Origin of the sequence: Haloferula sp. A504, assembly GCF_044385805.1 — a bacterium.
Classification (GTDB): domain Bacteria; phylum Verrucomicrobiota; class Verrucomicrobiia; order Verrucomicrobiales; family Akkermansiaceae; genus Haloferula.
Map to the genome: position 1 here is coordinate 1 of NZ_JBISBU010000081.1, position 18,198 is coordinate 18,198.

The following is an 18,198-nucleotide window of genomic DNA, read 5'->3' on the forward strand; positions in this document are numbered from 1 at the left end:
GACCGGCTTTTGACCGACCTCGAAGCCTGCGAATACCTCCGCATCCGGCCCCGCCAACTCTACACCTGGCGCATCCAGGGGCTGATCCCGTTCATCCGGATCGGCCGGGCCCTGCGTTACCGTCAGAGCGACCTTGATCGCGCCCTCGACGCCCTGACCGTCGGCGGTGCCGCCATCGGTGACGAAGCCACGACCGGGGAGGATCAACCGTGAGCAAGGAACCGACCACCCTCTGCCCGGGTCGAAGGATGCCCTGGCTTGATAAAGACGGACTCCCGAGAACGGTCGACGACCACCTCCGAAGCACGAAGCGGCAGGAGGCCCCCCGACCTCCCGCCGCCGTTGCCGAGCAGTTCGATATGCACAGCCCCATCACGAGGAAAGGAGGCCGTCTGTGAGTAGCGATGGTGTCAACGAGTCCGCAGGGTCCACCCCGGCGATCATCCGGCATCTCCGCGGATTGATTGGTGACGACGTGGTGCTGCTGTGGGTGACCAAGGGCGAGAAGAGCCCGAAGTGGAGGCGCTGGCAGAAGACGGGCATCGAGATGATGTCCGACCAGCGCTACCTCAAGAACCTCGCCAACGACCGCAATGTTGCCGTGCTGACCGGCGAGCCGTCCGGTGGACTGTGTTCGATCGACATCGATGACGACGAGGCGGTCGAACCGTTCCTGGCGCTCAACCCGGACCTCCGGGAAACGCTGCGGAGCCGGGGCCGACGGGGGTGCAACATCTGGGTGCGCGTCCAGGGCGGCTATCCCGGGCCGAGCGCACTCAGGCGGGCCGACGGATCGGCGTGGGGCGAATGGCGCTCAACCGGCGTCTGCACGATGATCCACGGGCTGCACCCGGCGGGCATGAGCTACACCCGGTCGCCCGAAGTGCCTCCGGTCACCGTGGGCTTCAACGATCTCGCCTGGCCCGACGACCTCGAATTGCCGTGGCTGGCGGACGAAGTCGAGCTTCCCGAGGAGGAAGGCCAGTCCGACGCCGAAATCATCGAGCGCTACGGCGTGCCCGTCTTCTACACCAGGCCGGACGAAAACGGCGACTTCCACGTCAAGGGGATCAACGAAGCCTACTGGGCCGCCATCTTCGCCGCGGAAAACATCGTCCTGCACGAGCCCGACGAGCGGAGCTTCTTCCGCTACGCCGGCGACACCGGTCTCTACTCGGTCATCTCCCCGGACGTGATCAAGCAGGAGATTTCGTTCCGGATGCTGGAAACCTCGCGGAAGGACCCGTCGCTTTCCTTGCTCGAGAACTTCCGCACCGACCGGATCCTCAACTCGGTCGTCGCCCAGCTCCGCGGGATCGTCGAGCATCGCAACGCGTTCACCGACCGGCCGCAAGCGGTCCACCTGGCCAACTGCATGCTCCGCTTCGAGGGCGACCAGTGCTTCGAAGACGGGTTCTCCGAAGACTTCCGCAGCCGCAACCGGTCACCGATCATCTTCGACCCGAGGGCCGACTGTCCGCGCTTCCTCAACGAGCTGCTGCTGCCCGCCGTCCACCCGGAAGATGCCGTCCTGCTCCAGAAGATGGCCGGCCAGTGCCTGCTCGGCGAAAACCTGACCCAGCGCTTCGTCATCCTCGACGGTGAGCCGGGACGAGGGAAATCCCAGTACGGCATCGTCCTCCAGGCGCTCGTCGGCCGCGAGAACATCACCCAGCTCCGCACCGACCATCTGGACGAGCGCTTCGAGATGTTCCGCTTCCTGCGGCGCACGCTGCTGGTCGGCGTGGACGTGGACGCGAACTTCCTCAGCTCGAAGGGTGCATCCTACATCAAGGGGCTGGTCGGCGGCGACTGGTTCGACGCGGAACAGAAGGGCGGCACCGGGTCGTTCCAGTTCCAGGGAAAGTTCAACATGCTCATGACTTCGAACTGCCGACTCAAGGTGAAGCTCCAGGGTGACGTGGGTGCATGGCGCCGCCGGATGCTGATCGTCCGCTACGAGGCACCGCCGCCGAAGAAGAAGATTCCCGACTTCGGCGAACTGCTCGTCAGCGAAGAGGGCCCGGGCATCCTGAACTGGGCGCTGGAGGGACTGCGCATGCTCCTGACGGACATCCGCGAGACCGGCGACATCCGGCTCACGCCCCGCCAGTCGGGCGTGGTCGACTCGCTCCTGGCCGAGGGCGACAGCCTGCGGTTCTTCCTCGACTCGAATGTCATCAAGTCCCCTGGCTCCGACCTGACCGTCGGCGAGATCGTGCAGGCCTACGCCCACTACTGCCCCGACCAGGGGTGGGATCCACTGCCGGAAAGCCAGATCGGCCGCCAGCTCCCCTCGCTCATGCTGGAGCTCTTCCAGACCGTGAAGGCGAACAGCTGCCAGCGCGACGGCAAGTCGGCCCGCGGCTTCCGTGGCGTGGCATTCATCAACCCGGAGGTCCTACCATGAGCCTCGACCTATCGAAGCTGAAGAACGCCCGGGAACGCGGCGGCAAGATCATCGCCCGGTGTCCCGCCTGCGCCGCGCTCGGACACGACGAGAAGGGCGAGCACCTTGCCATCATGCCCGATGGCCGGTTCGGCTGCGTTGTCTATCCGGGCGCCTCGGGCAAGGATCACCGCAAGGAAATCTTCGCACTGGCCGGCGAACCGAAGCATGGGTCGTTTCACATTCGGGTGCGTCGGCCTGCCTCGGCGTCATTGCCGAAGGTTGCGGGAAAGCCGATCAATCTGGGACGTCTTGGGACGCTTGGGACGGGTTTCGCAAAGGCTTGCGCGATAGGCACATCCCAACCTCAGGATGACCGGGAAAAGGAGGAGTGTGTACAGGCGCTGAGTGTAGCCAAAAACACGTCCCAAGCGTCCCAGCCCGTCCCAAGCCAGGAACCGTCGTATCCTGCATGCGAGGAGCCGGGCCGCCTTTGCGATGTCATTGATCCAGACACTGCCGCCGCCTTCCTGCGCAGATTCGTCGGCGACCGACTCCCGGCCCTGTCGAAGTGGTTCGGTCAGGTGCAGGCCTCACTCGACGCGGTCCTCGCGGGCTGGAACTACGAGGACAGCGAATTTGCCTGCCGCCTGGAGGATGTCGATCACCACGCGATGACCCTCGCCGCCGTTCACGCAGGCATGGTGCTGGTCGGCTCCCTCTACGCCGGACAGGACCCGAGGACCGCGGGCGAGACCGCTACCGAGGCATTCTGCAAGTTCCTCAGGATCGCACCACCTGCCGACACCAAGGACATCGATCCGGAAACCGGTTACCCGATTATCGACGGTGCGATCTGTCCATTCTGAAATACCACCATCACAGCATCGGGAAATCGTGGGCGGAGGAGTAGCCAGCGAACACCGGCAAGCTCACGTCATTCTCTACTATTCCCGCCGTAGTCTTTACATCGCATCACCCGCACCTGCCGGAAGGTGCCGCTCCCTGCATAAAGGAATCTATTAGGGAAGCCCCTTCACGCCGGGATGTCCCCACCGGCGTCCAATTTCCGTGAAATCTCCATTTTGCGATTTCCCACATAACGGATCGGAGAACGCGGTGAATCCTCGCGGCAGACACATGGCCTTCGATGCCAATCTGTCGCGATGCGGGGCGATCCGATGCAGCCCGACCAGCCCAGAAGCCCCGCCGCCGGGTGGGAAATCCGCGGTTCGATTTCCCACTCTTCTTCCACCCAGTCAGCGCGGGTTTCCCACGTCGATTCCGGACCGATTCAGGCCGCGAAAGCCGCTGCCATGATCTCCTGCTCAACCCGCGCGATGCCGAGTGCCTTCGCGTGGTCCGGCCACGATTTCACGGCCTGCCTGACCTGTTTGAGGATCGATTCCGCAGCCGCCGGATCGAGGCGGAAGTAGGGTGCCACCTCCATCGCCAGGTCGAAGCTCAGCGTGTTGTCCGTCTCGGAGATATTGAGGCTGAGTCCGGCCCCATCGGGATCCGGGTTCAGGTCGAAGGCGGGTGAGAGAATCCACCCGAGGTCGGTGAGCAGGAAGCCGTGGTTTCGCAGATGGTCGTCGGTGTTGTGAACGGCGATGGAGAAGGCGATCCGGCGCCACAGTTCCGCGAGGTCGGCTGCCGGTCGTGCCCCGTGGCGGACGATGAACTCGACGAGTCCCAGATAGCTCGCGCCGGTGTCATGGCCGTCCCCATCGGCGTGCCCGAGCAGCGTCATGGCCGAGGCGAAGTGAATGCGTTTCCGTCCGTCGGTTCCGGGAACCCGGTCGAAACGCCGCGTCAGGAAAGTCCGGTGACCTTCGCCGAATACCTGCAATTCCGACTCCGCGACGTTCAACCCGGCCTTCACCGCGAGTTGATGGACCAGCATTTCCCAGGCCGCCATGTCCCGCGTGTCGGACCGGCCGGGAAACTTCGCGATCCAGAGGTCGCCGTCCGGATCCTTGACCCCGGCCTTCGGACGCGCCCCTCCGATCGAGGAACCCGGGGCCATCAGCAGCTTGAGCCATTCGAGGTAGTGGGGATCGTCGTTCGCGGAATCATCCTGAATCTTCCAGCTCGCGTGCTGGAGTTCCCGCAACGAGGCCCAGGGCGGGGTGCGCATCCATGGCTCATCGCATTGCCAGGCGTCGCTCATGGCAAGCTCCTTGAAACGGAGCGCGCCGGTGCGCTGCTCGTCATGCACGCCAAGCAGATAGTCGGTCTCCTGAAGCCGCCGGGCGGCACGTCCTTCCTCACGAGCCTGCGCCGCTTCCCGGCGCTGCATCAGCAGGCGTCCCCAGCGGTCGGGCGACGAATCCAGGAAGATCCCGAAGTTCGGGCGGTCCGTGGCATTGAGATACTGGGGGCCACTGAACAACTGCAGATCGGGATCAAGCTGTCGCGCGTGTCCGGCATCGAGCCACGCCCGGTCGTAGGAATACGAGAAGACCTCCTTCCCACGGCTGGGCGTCGCGCGCAGATGCCCCATCCGCATCGCGGCACTCAGCTCCCGCCAGTCGGCCCAAACTTCGATTTCCCGGCTCACGGCTTCGATTTGCGTTTCGGTGCGCGTCGACGGGTTTCGGCCAGGCGCGCGTCCTCCAGCTTGCGCCCCAGCACATCGTCGGCGGCGAGCCGGGAGAGGTCGGCTTCGAGGCCCAACACGACCAGGACCTGCAAGAGCTTGCCCACAGACGTGCCGGCCGATCCGTTTTCCATCAGGTGCAGGGTCGAGCGGCTGATGCCGGCCCGTTCCGCAACCTGTTCGGCACTGAGCTGACGCCGCAGCCGCGCCAACCGCAGATTCTCACCCATCTCGGTCAGAAGCCGCCCGTGTTTCGGTAGTAGCTTGGTGGTTTCTCGTCCCATAGCGTCCGATATTCCATACACAAAAAGCCAATCGCGTATGAATTGTCAAACGTTATCGAGCATCCGGTTGCCCTGAATGGATCGAGGCGAACAAATCCGAGCGGAACCCGTTCCCCGAATGGTCACGTCCTTCTGGTGGCGGGCGAGCGCCCGGCGGAGAGGGTGGGATTGCCTCCACTCCGTTCTGGCCATTCCAGTTTCGCTCGCGGCGCTCGCACGACGATGACGTCATCACAGACGACGGCTGAATTCAAACCCGGCCTCGCAAAGCTCGGCAGGGCTCTCCGCCCGCCCCAAACGCCATGACCCCATCCCTGCTCGCAGGAATGGGGTCATGGCGGACAGGGTCATCCGCCGTCGTCTTTTCCGGTTTTCCTTGTTTCATGGGCATCTTTGCGGGTCGGGTTCAGTGGACGTCCCGCAGAATCCCGCGAGTTCTACGGTGCGTTTGTGTGGAATCCGTGTGGAATCGGCAAATTCCTTCCCATGGGTTCGAATCCCTGAAGATGGTCGGGCGGTAGGGGCCGCCCCCTCGTTCTCGTTGGTGTATGCTTTCATGGGCATTGGTTGGTTTGTGTTTCTTGACTGTCACGCATGGCGAGGCATGGCACCAGCACCCATTTCATGGAATCCTCATGGAATTGGGAGATTCTGTTCCGAACCTCAGAGAGATCCAGCTTTTGAAATCGTCGTAATCCCTCTATTTCTGTTATTACTTATGTGTCTGCCACCCCGCCATCACCGGTCAAGATCCAATTGGTGCAACCACTCACAATCATGGGATACCAGCTCTGGGAGACGTTCCTCCCGCTGAACGGACGGGACGCTCGCTACCTCGCCATCGAGAGCAATGCTCGAACGCGGGAAATGTAAGGTCGTTACGAAATCCCGTGCTTCTCGGCGGCGGAGAAAGGCACCTGCCTCACTGAGGGGACGCGGACCGCGAAGTGCCTGCGTAGATGACTCCTCGGCTTGCGAGCAAGCCTGGCCGGTTTCCACTTCGGGCCAGACACCAACTGGCGATCGCCCCGTTTTCCACATGTGTTGCCGCCCACCCCCGGAAAACCCAAGAACCGGGGATGGACGGCTCGTTCTGCAGAACGAAAGTGGGGTTCACTCCGTGAGTGTAGCGTGGATCTTTGCGAGGCGCTCGACCGGGATCTTGCTGAGCTCGCGATCATAGGTGAGCAGGCCGTTCAACTCGCCCTCGCAATCGGTGGTCTGGGTGTAGATGGCCCCGGCAACGCCCTTGGTCTTAAGATCGGCCAGGATTTTGAAGCACTCGCGGTAGCGGGCCTCCATTTCGTCCTGTTGTTTCGGCAGGCCGCCGTAGCCCCAGTTCTTCGCGCCGGGGTTCCACAGGTGACCGGGGACTTCGAGGCCGATGCCGCCGAACTCGCCGACGACCATGATGTATTCGCCGAAGCGCTCCTGGTCGAAGGGGAACGACGGCTTCGGATAGCTGTGATGATCGACGATGTCGCCGACCGGGAAGAAGTTGCCGCCGCTGGCGATGTTGAGCAACCGGCCCGGGTCGCGCCGCATCGTCCACTTTCCGATCTCGATTGTGCGGTGCTGGCCCCACGACTCGTTGAAGGGAACCCAGACGACGACCGAGGGGTGACTGTGGAGGTCGTCGATCATCGACTCATACTCGGCCATCCATTGGGCATGATGCTCGTCGGGCCACTCGGCGTCCTCCGGCGCCTTGTGGTTGGGCCGGACCCACTTTGGGCTCGTGCCGCCGGCCGGCTGATCCTGCCAGACCAACATGCCGATGTGGTCGCAATGATAGTAAAACCGCCGCGGCTCGCGTTTGACATGTTTGCGGATCGTGTTGAACCCGGCCTGCTTGAGGAACTCGATGTCGTAGCGCAGGGCGGCGTCGCTCGGCGGCGTCCAGAGCCCGTCCGGCCACCATCCCTGATCCAGCGGGCCAAGGTGGAAGATGGCCTTGCCGTTGAGGGTGAAGCGCAGGTGGCCGTCGGGGTCCCGCTGCTTGCCGACCTCGCGGATACCGCAGTAGCTCTTCACGCGGTCGACCTCCTTGCCGTCGCGGTCCAGCAGCGTCACCGCGAGGTCGTAGAGGTGAGGGGAGCGCGGGCTCCAGAGTTTGGCGTCGGGCACCGGCAGGGTGACCGTGCGGCTGCCGGCCGCGCTCTCGGCCGCGAGCGTCCTGCCGTCGGCTTCGAGTTCCACCTTGATGCGGTTGAAGCCGTTGCCGGTGACGGCCGCCTCGATGCGGACCTCGGCGGGCGAGACTTTCGTGTCGATGGCGAGATTCGAGATGAAGGTGCGGGGTGTGGTTTCCAGCCACACCGTCTGCCAGATTCCGGAGACGCGGGTGTAGCGGATGCCCTTCGGTTTCAGCGTCTGCTTGCCGACGAGTTGCCAGCCGCCGGTGGCATCGGTGACCTTGACGACGATCTCGTTTTCGCCCGGCTCGAGCATGTCGGTGACCTCGAGCGAGAACGGGTTCGTCCCGCCGCGGTGGCTGCCCGCCTCGCGGCCGTTGACCCAGATGGTCGAGGCGTAGTCGACGCCCTCGAAGTTCAGGTGGTGGCGCTTGTCCGGGTCCTTGGCATCAAGCTTGAACTTGCGGTGGTACCAGAGCGCCTCGTTCGGGGCGAGGTTGCGCTGGACGCCGGAGAGCTGTGACTCGAGGCAGAAGGGAACGAGGATCCTGCCGTCCCAGCCGGCGGGACGCCCGGCGTCGATCGCGGTGACCGCATAGTCCCACATGCCGTTGAGGTTGAGCCACTGGTCGCGGACCAGCTGCGGACGCGGGTATTCCCGCCAAGCGTTCTCCGGGGTGACCTGCTTGCCCCAGCGGGTCATCAGCGAGCCGTACGCCTTCTCGGCTGCAGCAAGCGGCGCGCAGCTTGCGGCAAGGATGGCAATCGATATCGTGTGTAGGTTCATGAGCGTGTGCGTGGATGGCGGCGACGCATCACTCCGCCGGTTTCAGGGTGACGGTGCGCAGGTTGACGGGCTTCCAATCGTCGGCGACCGGCTTGATGCAGAATCGATGGGTGCCCGCGGTGTCGATGCTGACCCGGCCCAACTCGGCCGACTTGAACGATTCGTAGCCGCCGGTAGCGGCGATGGCGGCGCGCTTGAGTTGTCCGTCGACGCCCGTCTCGACCGCGGATTCTTCGGGGCAGGCGACATCAGCCGTGACCGTGAAGGAGCCGGGCGTGTTCACCTTGAACGTCCATTCGAGCCAGGCCCGCTTGTCGGTCCAGTGGCCGAGATGGCGCTGGCCGTCATGGGAGTCGAGTTGGATGTGGGTGCCGTAGCCCGGGTTGTGAAGCTCGGCGAATTCCACCTCCAGCACCACCCTGCCGTCCGGTTGCTGACGCAGGGCGATCGGCTCGACGTCGAGTGCGCCGGCGGTTTCGAGCTTGATCACTGAAGCGATGGCCTCCGGGGCGGACGGCGGCAGGGTGACCACGACACCGGTGTCGTCGCGGGTGGTTTCCAGTTTCGCTCCGCCGGCGAGGAGGGAGGCGGCGGCCACCCTGCTGTTGAGTCCCGGCACCCGCAATTTGCCGTCCTGCGGCCAGTCGAAGACGTGGAGATAGAGGGTGGTGCCGGCGTCGCCTTCCTTTCGGGTACAGCGGCCCCATGGGAGCCGATGAAACGGGCTGGCGGAGGTGCCGTAGATCGCCTCGCCGTTGACCTCCATCCAGCGGCCGACCGCTTCGAGGCGTTCGATACTCGGCCGCGGAATCTCGCCCTTGGCGGTCGGTCCGACGTTGAGCAGAAAATTGCCTCCTTTACTGACGATGTCGCACAGTTGGCGGATGAGCGTCTCGACCGACTTCCAGTTATGGTCGTAACTCTTGAATCCCCAGGTGTCGTTCATGGTCATGCAAACCTCCCAGTCGCGGCCCTTGATGCCGGTGGCCGGGATGTGCTGCTCGGGGGTTTCCGTGTCACCCTTGTAACCGCCACCGAGGCGGTTGTTGTGGATGATGCCGGGGACCAGCCCGAGATGCGGGATGAGAAGTTCGGCGCGTTCCTTGTTCATCCATGACGGCGTGTCCCACCACAGGATGTCGGGCTGATACTTGGTCAGGATCTCCTTCACCTGCGGCTTGGCGACCGTCCGCAGGTAGTCGTCGAAGTTCCCATCCTGCGCCTCGTCCCAGTATTCCCCCTCCTGGTAGCCGGCCTTGGCGCCGCCGGGGTGGGTCCAGTCCTGCGCCTGCGAGTAGTAGAGGCCGAATTTCAGCCCCTGCGTGCGTGCGGCGGCGGCGAGCGGCGCGATCAGGTCGCGCTTCGCGCCCGCGGCGTCTACCGCATCCCACTCCGAGGCGGCGGAGTCGAACAGGGCGAATCCGTCGTGATGCTTCGAGGTGATGACGATGTAGCGCATGCCGGCCTTCCTCGCCAGAGCGGCCCACGCTTCGGGGTCGTAGTCCGCGGCGGTGAACTGCGGCGCGAATGCCTTGTATTCGGCTACCGGGATCTTGGCGGCATGCATGATCCATTCGCCGATCCCGTCGATCCGCTTGCCCTCGTAAGTGCCGGCGGGCACGGCATAGATCCCCCAGTGGATGAACATCCCGAACTTCGCCTCGCGCCACCAGGCCATGCGCTGGTCATGCTGTGCGCTGGTTTCGTGCACGTAGGGGTCCGGCGATGGTTTCATGGGTTCAGCCGCGGCGGCCGCGAACTGGCCGGCGAAGGCCAGCAGCAGCAAACGCTTGATGGTCTCGGTCTGCATTGGCGTGGTGGGTGGCGTTCTTCTCCGCGGTCAGGCGCCGGGGAGCCTCAGGGCCTGCGCAGGGGCGGATGAGTCGCTACGGGGTGGATGGCATGCAGCGTCACTTGTCATTGTCGATCAATGCCTCGGCGAATGCCTGGCCGATCAGGCTGTAGATCGCCGGCGAGCCGAGGTAGTGCAGCGACGAGTCGGCGATGGCCCGCTGGTCCAGTTCGAGGTCCTCCTTGGTGAACAACTTTTCGCGGTAGGCTTTCATGAATTTCGCGATGTCCTCGTCCGACATTTTGCCATCGGCGTTCTCATGATCGTGGTGCTTGATCTTGAGGACGTACTCCTTGTTGCCCGCTTCACCCTTCTTCTTGTCGATCGCACCCAGCCTGCGGTCCCAGAACGGCGCCGTCTCGACGGCGAAGACATTGCCCTTGAACTCGGGCATTGCGGCGGGGGCCGCCATCGCCTTGCGGAAGAGGAGGTGGACGATCTTGTCCCGGTCCTCGAGCAGATCTTCGGGTCCGCCGTTGCCGATGACGCCGATGACGAACGGGAGGCCGGGCGCATTCAGGTCCTTGCGGACATCGCGGATGAAGTTGGCCAGCCACTTGCTGTAGTTGTCGAATCCGCCCTCCTTGTCCCGGTCGGGATAGACCTTGCCGTCCACCAGGTCGTTCCAACCCTGAAACCAGACGAAGCCGGCCAGTTCGCAACCCTGGCCCTCGTAGGCCGGGCACACCCGCTTGGGGTCCTTCAGGACATTCCGGACATGCTCGATCATCTGGCGGTAGCGGGCGCCGGTCTCCCAGTCCGGGTCGGTGGACCATGGGCCGGACGAAGGCGAGCGGAAGTTGGTGTGCAGCGACTGCCCGCCCCAAGCGGTCTTGATGAGCAGGATCGGTTGGTCGTATTTCTTCTGCACGGTGATCCCGAACGCCAGTTCCGGCCCGATCCGGTCACCCACCGGCTTGTTGTAGTCGCGGCTGCATTGGGATCCGTAGCCGGCGGTGAGCGGGCCGTGGACCTCGCGGTTGGGCCCGTCGAGCCTTCCACGCTCGCCGGTGAGGAACGAAATCCAGGTGTTGTCGATGATCTTGTACTGGCCGTCGGAATCTTTCATTTCATGGTAGAGCTCGCGGGTCTCGGGCTTTTCCTTCATGTAGTCGAACACCCGCAACTGGCCGGCGCCCTCCATGTTCGATTGCCCGGCGAGGATGTAGACCTTGAGCTTCTTGTCGGCGGCCTGCGCCTGAGGCAGCCCGATGAGCGACAGCACGGATGCCGCCAAGACGGCTGATTTGCAGATATGTTTCATGGTTGGTTGCGTTGTGCGATTCATGGTTGGATTGCGTCTATTTCTTGTTCCAGATCGATTTCAGTTCGTGGACGGTGAGCTCGACGAGCTTGGGCTCGCCGCCCCCGGGGAAAGCTTCGGCGAAGGCGCGGATGGCGCCGACCGCGCCGGTCTTGGCGCGCGGCCGGGTGATGAACACCCGTCCTTGGTTGCCGGCGATTTCCATCACCGGGCGATCGACCACGACTTCGAGGGTCAGGCGGCCGTCGACGGGTTTCAAGCGCACCCCGTCGAGATGTCCGGCGCCGAGGTCGAACCGGATCCGGTTGCCGCCGATGTCCAAGGCCACCACGCCCGTCCTGACCGTGCCGAAGTCGAAGACGGCACGGATGTGAAACAACTCCCCGGGGACGTTCATTGCAACCGGTTGGCCGGGTGCGAGCGTCCGGTTCGTCACGGTGTGGCTCCTGGTGTGCAGTTTCTCGATCTCCTTCACCGGTTCGGCGAACATGCGGATGCCGTCCTCCGTGGTGCGCAGTGTCAGTTGGTGCGGGAAGCTGAAGGTCTGGTTGAACGGGTGGCCGGGAAAATCCATCTGAATCCAACCGATCTGGATCCGCCGCCCGTCCGGGGCATTCTCGAACGTCTGCGAGGCGTAGTACGGACCGAAATGCAGCATGTGCTTGCCTTCGTGATCGGGCGTGAAGGTCCTGCCATCGAAGGCACCAATCGCGTATTGCGCGTCGCCGCCGAACACCACCCATTTCCTCTTGTTGGCATCCAGGTCGACCGGCAGTTCGAACAGTTCCGGGCATTCGGAATAGCCGGGGAGGTGGCTGTGCAGCGTCCAGTCCTTGAGGTTGGTCGAGGTGTAAAACGCGATGTTGTTCTTGTGGACGGGGTGTTCGTCGTAAACCGCCATCACCCAGTGGCCGCCGAGTTGCCCGGCCTTGGCATCGAGGGGCTCATCCCGATTGTCGTAGGCGTACCAGATCACCTTGGGATCGCGCCCGTAGTGTTTGACCAGCGGATTGCCATCGTACCAGGTGAAGCTCCGCCCGCGGTCGTTGCTGTAGGCGATCGATTCGCCGACGCCGTTGTCGGTCAGGAAGGCGAACAGGACGTCTTCCGGGCCGGTCTTGAAGCCGGAGGTGTTCTTCTTGTCCACATTGCCGCTGCCACTGAAGCACGCCTGTTGCGCCATGGTGGTCGGGAAGATCGCGTTGGGGAGCTGCTTCCAGTGGATCAGGTCCTCGCTGACGGCGTGACCCCAAGTCATGTTTCTCGGCCCCCAGCCGACCGGGTTGTGCTGGAAGAACAGGTGCCATTCGCCGTCGTGATAGACCATCCCGTTGGGGTCGTTGTTCCAGCCCACGGCCTGGGAGAACCGGAGCTGCGGGCGCAGCGGCTCGCTGTACCATGCGCCCGAGCCGGGAACCTTGTCGGCCTGATCGATCAGCGCGAACCCCTCGTCGGTGGCGCGGTCCGCGAGGACCCTGGCCTGTTCGCCACGGTAGCCCTCGATCGTAAAGAACGCCCACCAGTCCACATCGTCCGGATCGCTGGCCAGCTCGGTCTCGTATTTGCGCACTGCCTTGCCGTCGATCTCGAGCTGCAGCTTGCACAACTCGGCGCCGTTCTTGATCGGGATCACCAGGTACTTGCGGCTGACCGTGAAGATGCGCTGCTGCGGGCCATAGTTCGGCGTCTCGGGACTGGTATCGGTCCGGACGAGATGTCCGACGTTTACGTCGCCCCCGCCGCCGCGGTTCGGAATGCCATCCTCCGCGCAGGCGATCGAAACCGCAAGCGCGAGCAGAAGCGGACGGAATAGAATGGCGCGGGAACAAGCCGCGCCAGCGGGCATATCGATGGCGGTCATTGTCGGATCATTCAGAGTCTGCGGAGTGTGGTGGAAATGTTCAGCGCACAGACGTTTCGGCCGACGGCTGACCGGCGGGGGGATGATCCGGCCCGTCGGTCTCCGTCTTGTACACCACCATTCCCCGGGCCTGGTAGTTCGCCAGCGCAAACTCATGGTCGCAGTCGCAGGTGTGTACCCACACGCGTTCGGGCTGCATCTCCCACGCTTCCTCGAGTGCGCGCGATAGCAACACCCCACCAAGGCCCTTGCCAATGAACGCCGGTGCCAATCCGAAGTAGACGATCTGCACCGCATCCTCTTCCTTCCCCAATTCAAAATAGCCCGCCGGCGAGCCGCCATGGTAGGCAGCGAAGGTCCGGACGTTCGGATCCTCGACGTACGCACGCCATTGTGCGTCGTTCCACGAGAGCCTGTGGAGCCAGCCCCAATCCGTTCCGACCAATTCGTAGAGGAAGCGGTTGAAGCGCCATTGTCTCACCGTGGCTTCGAGGATCCGGAACCGCGGATCGGTGGAGGTCTTGGGCCGGAGCTGCGCCGGATCCGTCATCTCAAGGTAAGTGGTGATGGTGGTGGTATCGATCATCTATGTCTGTTGGCATCGTTTGATTGCGGGCGGTCCCAGGCGCTCTTCAGCTCATGGACATCGAGCGATATCAGACGCGTTTCCCCGCCGGTGCTGAAGAGTTCGAGCGACTGGTTGTCCTGCTGCGGGAAGAAGCTCGTCATCAGGTAGGCGCGGCCCTCGTCGAAGAACGCCTCGATCAGCGAGCGGTCGACGAGGATCTGCATTTTCACCCGGTTCCGGTCGGGGGGCATCGGCCATTGATTGCCCTTCGAGACCTTGCCTCCCACCTGCGCCTGTTTCTCCTTCACCTTGTAGGAGACGACATGATCGCCGCGAATCCGGAACCCGAACTCCGAGGCGTCGCCGATTTCAAACTCGGCGCGGATCTCGAACAGCATGCCGCGGAGGTCGCGCAGGAGGTTCTCGCCCGGCCTGACGGTCAGGTCCTCCCAGGCATGCGTGGCCTGGTGGAGAAGCTGGATCTCCTTGACGGGGGTGGCCGCCGCGCGCACGCCCTCGGGGAAGGTGCGCAGCTTGATCTCGGTCGGGAAGCTGAGCATCTGGCTGAAGGGCAGTCCGGGCGGTTCCTCGTCGTTGTGGACCACCCAGACCGTCATGATCCGGCGGCCGTCGGGCGTGTTGGCAAAGGTCTGCGAGGCATACTGGTGGCCGAGCCAGAGGTGGTGGGTCGGTTGTTTCTGATCGAAGTCAAACTTTGCGCCGTCAACCGACCCGAACCGATAGACTCCGTGGGCGCCGTGGAGGATCCACCGCCGGTCGCTGGTATTGCCATCAACGGGCAACTGGTAGAAATCCGGGCAGTCGCCGACTGAAGGGATGGTGTCGACCCGCTCCCAATTCTTGAGGTCCTTCGAGACATGGATGCCCATCGTGCGGTTCTCCTGCTCGGGCAGGGCCATCACCCAGCGGTTGATCGAGTCGCTCCAGCGGACCATCGGGTCGCGGTCGTCCCGGACCTGGGGGATGACCGGGTTGCCGTCGAACATGGTGAAGGTGCGGCCGCGGTCGTTGCTGTAGGCGATGCACTGGCCGAAGCCGATGGCGGTCCAGATCAGGACGATCGGCTTCTCGGCGCCGGTCTGGAAGCCCGCCGTGTTGTGCTCGTCTACCACCGCGCAGCCGGACCAGGCCTCGGCGCCGCTGGTGCCCCAGCCCTTGATCGGCGTCAGCGCGGCGGGCAGGTGCTGCCAGTGGATCAGGTCCCTGCTGACCAGGTGACCCCAACACTTGTTGCCGTGCGTCCGGCCGAACGGGCTCCATTGGTGGAACACGTGGTACTCCCCGTCATAGTAAACCAGCCCGTTGGGGTCGTTGAGGTGGTTCCACTGGGGCGTGATGTGGAATTGCGGACGGTATAACTCGTCCAAACCACGGCGGGTGTCGCTCTGCTCGAAGCGGTCGACGGTGATCGAACCCCAATCCTTTTCCGCTCGGCGGTCGTTGACGACGATGGTGGTACTGCGCCCTTTCAGGTCGAGGACATCCCACGAGAACCAGAACTGCTTCTCGTTGTGATTGCCGGACGTCTGGCGGACGACTTCGCCGTCGACGAGCAGTTGCACGTTGAGCGTGGCGGGGAAGTTCCCGCCCTTGATCAGGAAGTTGAGGTAGCCGCGCTGGATGGTGAATGGTGGCGAGGTGAGCGTCCCGGTGGCGGCGTCCCCGCCCGCGCTCGACGAGGCGCAGCCGTCGGTCGGCGCGGTGCCGAAGGCGTCGCCGGTGGTTGTCCATTCGCCGTAGTCGGCGCCATCGAAGTCGCCGAGCGGGATGGGTTCGGCGGCGATGGCCGGGACCGGGGACGAAAGCAGCAGGGAGGCTAGTAAGATGTCCCTCATTCCATCCCTCCGATCACCTGAAAGCTGCTGATCAACGGGCAGGCCATGGCGTTCTCGATCCTGAGTCGCACCCGATCCGTCGCCGGAAACTCCTGCTCTTTGGCCGACGCCCGCCCTTCCAGCAGGATCCGCTTGTAGCCGATCCGCTGGCCCTCGAAGACCGTCTTCCAATCGCCATCGACGAAGCACTCGATCGCGAAGCCGTCGACGCGCTGGCCGAGCGGGATGTATTCCTGGAGGATGAAGCCGTCGATTTCCTGTAAGCGGCCCAGGTTGATCTCGATCGTCGCCTCCGTGACGCCGTCGTCGGTGGCGAAGTAGGTCTCGTAGTCGCCATCGATCGCCCGGTCGGCGGCGAAGGTGGGATCATCGCCGCGGACGCTCGAGGCGGTGACGCGCACCCCTTCGCCGTTCGCCAGGTCGTTGGCGTGCAACGCATCGACCCACGCCTTGTACTCCTTCAGCCGCGCGACGCTGGCCTCGTCGATCAGCCCGTCCTGGTTGGGGGCAACGTTCATCAGCGGCGTGACGCCGTTGCCGACGGTCGTCAGGTAGTCCTCCTGGATCTCTTCGAGGCTCTTGATCGGCTTGCCGTCGTAGAACCAGTTCCCTTGCAGGATCAGCGAGGGCTCGTTGGGGTACCAGCGCAGCGCGCCGTCCACTTCCACCCGGTAGTTCTGGTCCGCCCCCAGCCCGCCATGGGTTCCGGCCCAGCGCAGGCAGCGGTCGGGCAGATATTTCACCAGCGTGTTGGAATCGTAGACCACCGCATGCGGCTGGGCGGTCCGGATCAGTTCGGCGATCTTCTCATAGGGGACGCGCAGTTCCTCGGAACAGAAGCCATCGAACCAATACTCGTCGATCGGTCCGTATTCCGTGCTCAGCTCCTTGATCTGCTCATGGTAGAAGTCGCCGTAGTTGTCGAATTTGTCCGACCCGTGCAGGTTGTAGTTGTGGTCGAGAATGGAAACGTAGAAGCCAAAGTAGATTCCGCCCTTTCGGCAGGCCTCGACCAACTCCCTGACGATGTCGCCCTTGCCGTCCTTCCAGGATGACGAACGGACGCAATGGTCGGTGGTCTTCGTCGGCCAGTTGCAGAAGCCGTCGTGGTGCTTGGTGGTCAGGACGATCCCCTTGAACCCGCCGGCCTTGGCCGCCGCCACCCACTGGTCGGCGTCGAAATGCACCGGGTTGAACTTCTTCGGGTCCTCCCGGCCGCTGCCCATGTGGTTGTCGCTCGGATAGAACGTCTTCATCCCGAAATGGACGAACATCAGCTGCTCCGCCTTGTGCCACTTCAGTTGCGCCGGGTTGGGCGTGGGCGGGAACGGCGCGGGAGCGGCGGCAGCCGACAAAGCCGCGGTCATCGCACCGGCGAGCACGCAGAGGATGGGGAAGATGGATTTGATGATCTTTTTCACCTTTGCCTTGATTGTGGTTGGTTCGTTGTTGGTGGACTTGTTGTAGGGAAAAGCCGATGTCACCGACCCTAGCGGTGGAGGAGTCGGAAGGAATCTTGTCGAAAAGCTGAGCGCTTCCTCCGTCCTCGCCAAACAAATTCACTTCCGTATCTGCGCCATGTTTTTACGCGCATGCGCCAGCTTGGGTCGATGATGAGGTTGCTGGCGTGAGGATTCAGTAGCCGAGCACCACGTCATTGAGGAGAAGCCGAGGTGCTCGGAGTCGTTGTCGAGGAAGCGGAACCCGAGGCAGATCGTATTGTCGTCGGCGGTGGCCGGCCAGCCGAAGGGGCCGAGCGATTGCCAGGCCGGCGAGGACGGGAAGGCGGGCAACGGCATGATGGTGTCGAGCAGATCGTCGGTGTCGGCGTCCCGGACCCGGACCTCGAGGGTGTCGCCGGTCAACGCGTCGACCGCGGCCGCGAACTCGAGGCGGGCGCCGGCGACGATCGGCTGGATCGTGGACCGGCGGCTCGGCCGGCTGAAGCCGGGACTACCAACGCGCGAATTCCTGCCACAAGGGAAACCCAGGCCTTCGGGACGCTATTCACACAAGGCGCCACCGGTTTATCTCCGTGATCCCCCCGTGATCAGCAGTCGCGCTGACGGCATCGAATGGTTGAGCGCACTGAGCCATGGCCGGCAGGCGCTCGCTCCCCGCTTGCCACCGCACTCCAAAAAAGCACCGGCCTCTTGGAGTGCAATGGCGTCGGAAAAGGCACGTCAACTTGCGGGCCGTCGTCCCCGGACTCAGCGCCGGCGACGGTGAATCACTATCAGCCCGCCGAGGCCGAGCAGCGCCAGCGAGGTGGGCTCGGGGATGACAGTGATGGTGCCTCCGTTGTCGGTGATGTAGGCACCGAGGCTGTAGTCGCTGATCAGATCGCTGCCGGTGTAAGTGCCTGCCGGCAGCATGGTGCTACCAAAGACTCCCGAGGTGACTTTCACGTCCACGCCGCTCTGCATCACGTAGTTGTTGTCGGCATCGACAACATGGAGACCGAACGTGGCTGTGGCCACGCTGCTGGCGAACCAGAAATTCTGGTTGCCCTCGACCGAAATCAAACCGGTGAAGCCGGAAAGATCGGTCCCGGCGGCGATCGCCGCACCGCCGCCGGAGCCCGGGTCAAGGCGCCGGTC

General features: G+C 63.7%; 14 protein-coding genes. 3 read left to right on the top strand and 11 right to left on the bottom strand.

Features of this window, described 5'->3' with window-relative positions; genetic code table 11:
* The 3 genes from ACG2LG_RS22090 to ACG2LG_RS22100 all read left to right on the top strand — a co-directional run.
* Positions 1–213, top strand: a 213-nt coding sequence (locus ACG2LG_RS22090) for a helix-turn-helix domain-containing protein (protein ID WP_396262745.1), incomplete at its 5' end; no start/stop codon positions are given.
* A gap of 181 nt (positions 214–394) precedes the next feature.
* On the top strand, positions 395–2,410 hold the full coding sequence (locus ACG2LG_RS22095; protein ID WP_396262747.1) for a DUF5906 domain-containing protein: 2,016 nt from the start codon (positions 395–397) through the stop codon (positions 2,408–2,410).
* Positions 2,407–3,258 (top strand): hypothetical protein, encoded by an 852-nt coding sequence (locus tag ACG2LG_RS22100; protein WP_396262749.1) that lies wholly within the window; start codon positions 2,407–2,409, stop codon positions 3,256–3,258. Before ACG2LG_RS22095 ends, ACG2LG_RS22100 begins: the two co-directional genes overlap by 4 nt.
* 425 nt (positions 3,259–3,683) lie before the next feature.
* On the opposite strand, the gene ACG2LG_RS22105 is transcribed toward ACG2LG_RS22100, so the two are convergent.
* The 11 genes from ACG2LG_RS22105 to ACG2LG_RS22155 form a co-directional block, all read right to left on the bottom strand.
* Positions 3,684–4,952 (bottom strand): type II toxin-antitoxin system HipA family toxin, encoded by a 1,269-nt coding sequence (locus ACG2LG_RS22105; protein ID WP_396262751.1) that lies wholly within the window; start codon positions 4,950–4,952, stop codon positions 3,684–3,686.
* Positions 4,949–5,221 carry a helix-turn-helix domain-containing protein gene (locus ACG2LG_RS22110; RefSeq protein ID WP_396262752.1) on the bottom strand — a complete coding sequence of 91 codons (273 nt, stop codon included), beginning with the start codon at positions 5,219–5,221 and terminating at the stop codon, positions 4,949–4,951. Before ACG2LG_RS22110 ends, ACG2LG_RS22105 begins: the two co-directional genes overlap by 4 nt.
* Positions 5,222–6,388: 1,167 nt before the next feature.
* Entirely contained in the window at positions 6,389–8,197 is a 1,809-nt protein-coding gene (locus ACG2LG_RS22115) for a glycoside hydrolase family 2 protein (protein WP_396262754.1), read from the bottom strand.
* Positions 8,198–8,225: 28 nt separating this feature from the next.
* The gene (locus tag ACG2LG_RS22120; protein ID WP_396262756.1) at positions 8,226–10,007 is read right to left on the bottom strand and encodes an alpha-L-fucosidase; all 1,782 of its coding nucleotides are present in this window, start codon (positions 10,005–10,007) and stop codon (positions 8,226–8,228) included.
* Positions 10,008–10,107: 100 nt separating this feature from the next.
* Complete coding sequence (locus tag ACG2LG_RS22125; protein ID WP_396262758.1) at positions 10,108–11,313, bottom strand: sialate O-acetylesterase; 1,206 nt, start codon at positions 11,311–11,313, stop codon at positions 10,108–10,110.
* Between the two features lie 37 nt (positions 11,314–11,350).
* Positions 11,351–13,174 (bottom strand): hypothetical protein, encoded by a 1,824-nt coding sequence (locus ACG2LG_RS22130; protein WP_396262759.1) that lies wholly within the window; start codon positions 13,172–13,174, stop codon positions 11,351–11,353.
* 40 nt (positions 13,175–13,214) lie between these two features.
* Positions 13,215–13,760 carry a GNAT family N-acetyltransferase gene (locus ACG2LG_RS22135; protein ID WP_396262761.1) on the bottom strand — a complete coding sequence of 182 codons (546 nt, stop codon included), beginning with the start codon at positions 13,758–13,760 and terminating at the stop codon, positions 13,215–13,217.
* Positions 13,757–15,598, bottom strand: coding sequence for a glycoside hydrolase family 32 protein (locus ACG2LG_RS22140; protein WP_396262762.1), 1,842 nt, complete (start codon positions 15,596–15,598; stop codon positions 13,757–13,759). Before ACG2LG_RS22140 ends, ACG2LG_RS22135 begins: the two co-directional genes overlap by 4 nt.
* Complete coding sequence (locus ACG2LG_RS22145) at positions 15,595–17,019, bottom strand: alpha-L-fucosidase (protein ID WP_396262764.1); 1,425 nt, start codon at positions 17,017–17,019, stop codon at positions 15,595–15,597. Before ACG2LG_RS22145 ends, ACG2LG_RS22140 begins: the two co-directional genes overlap by 4 nt.
* Before the next feature lie 138 nt (positions 17,020–17,157).
* Positions 17,158–17,463: a hypothetical protein gene (locus ACG2LG_RS22150; RefSeq protein WP_396262766.1), complete on the bottom strand. Its 306-nt coding sequence runs from the start codon at positions 17,461–17,463 to the stop codon at positions 17,158–17,160.
* Positions 17,464–17,808: 345 nt separating this feature from the next.
* Positions 17,809–18,198: PEP-CTERM sorting domain-containing protein (locus tag ACG2LG_RS22155; protein WP_396262768.1), on the bottom strand; the 390-nt coding region annotated here is incomplete at its 5' end.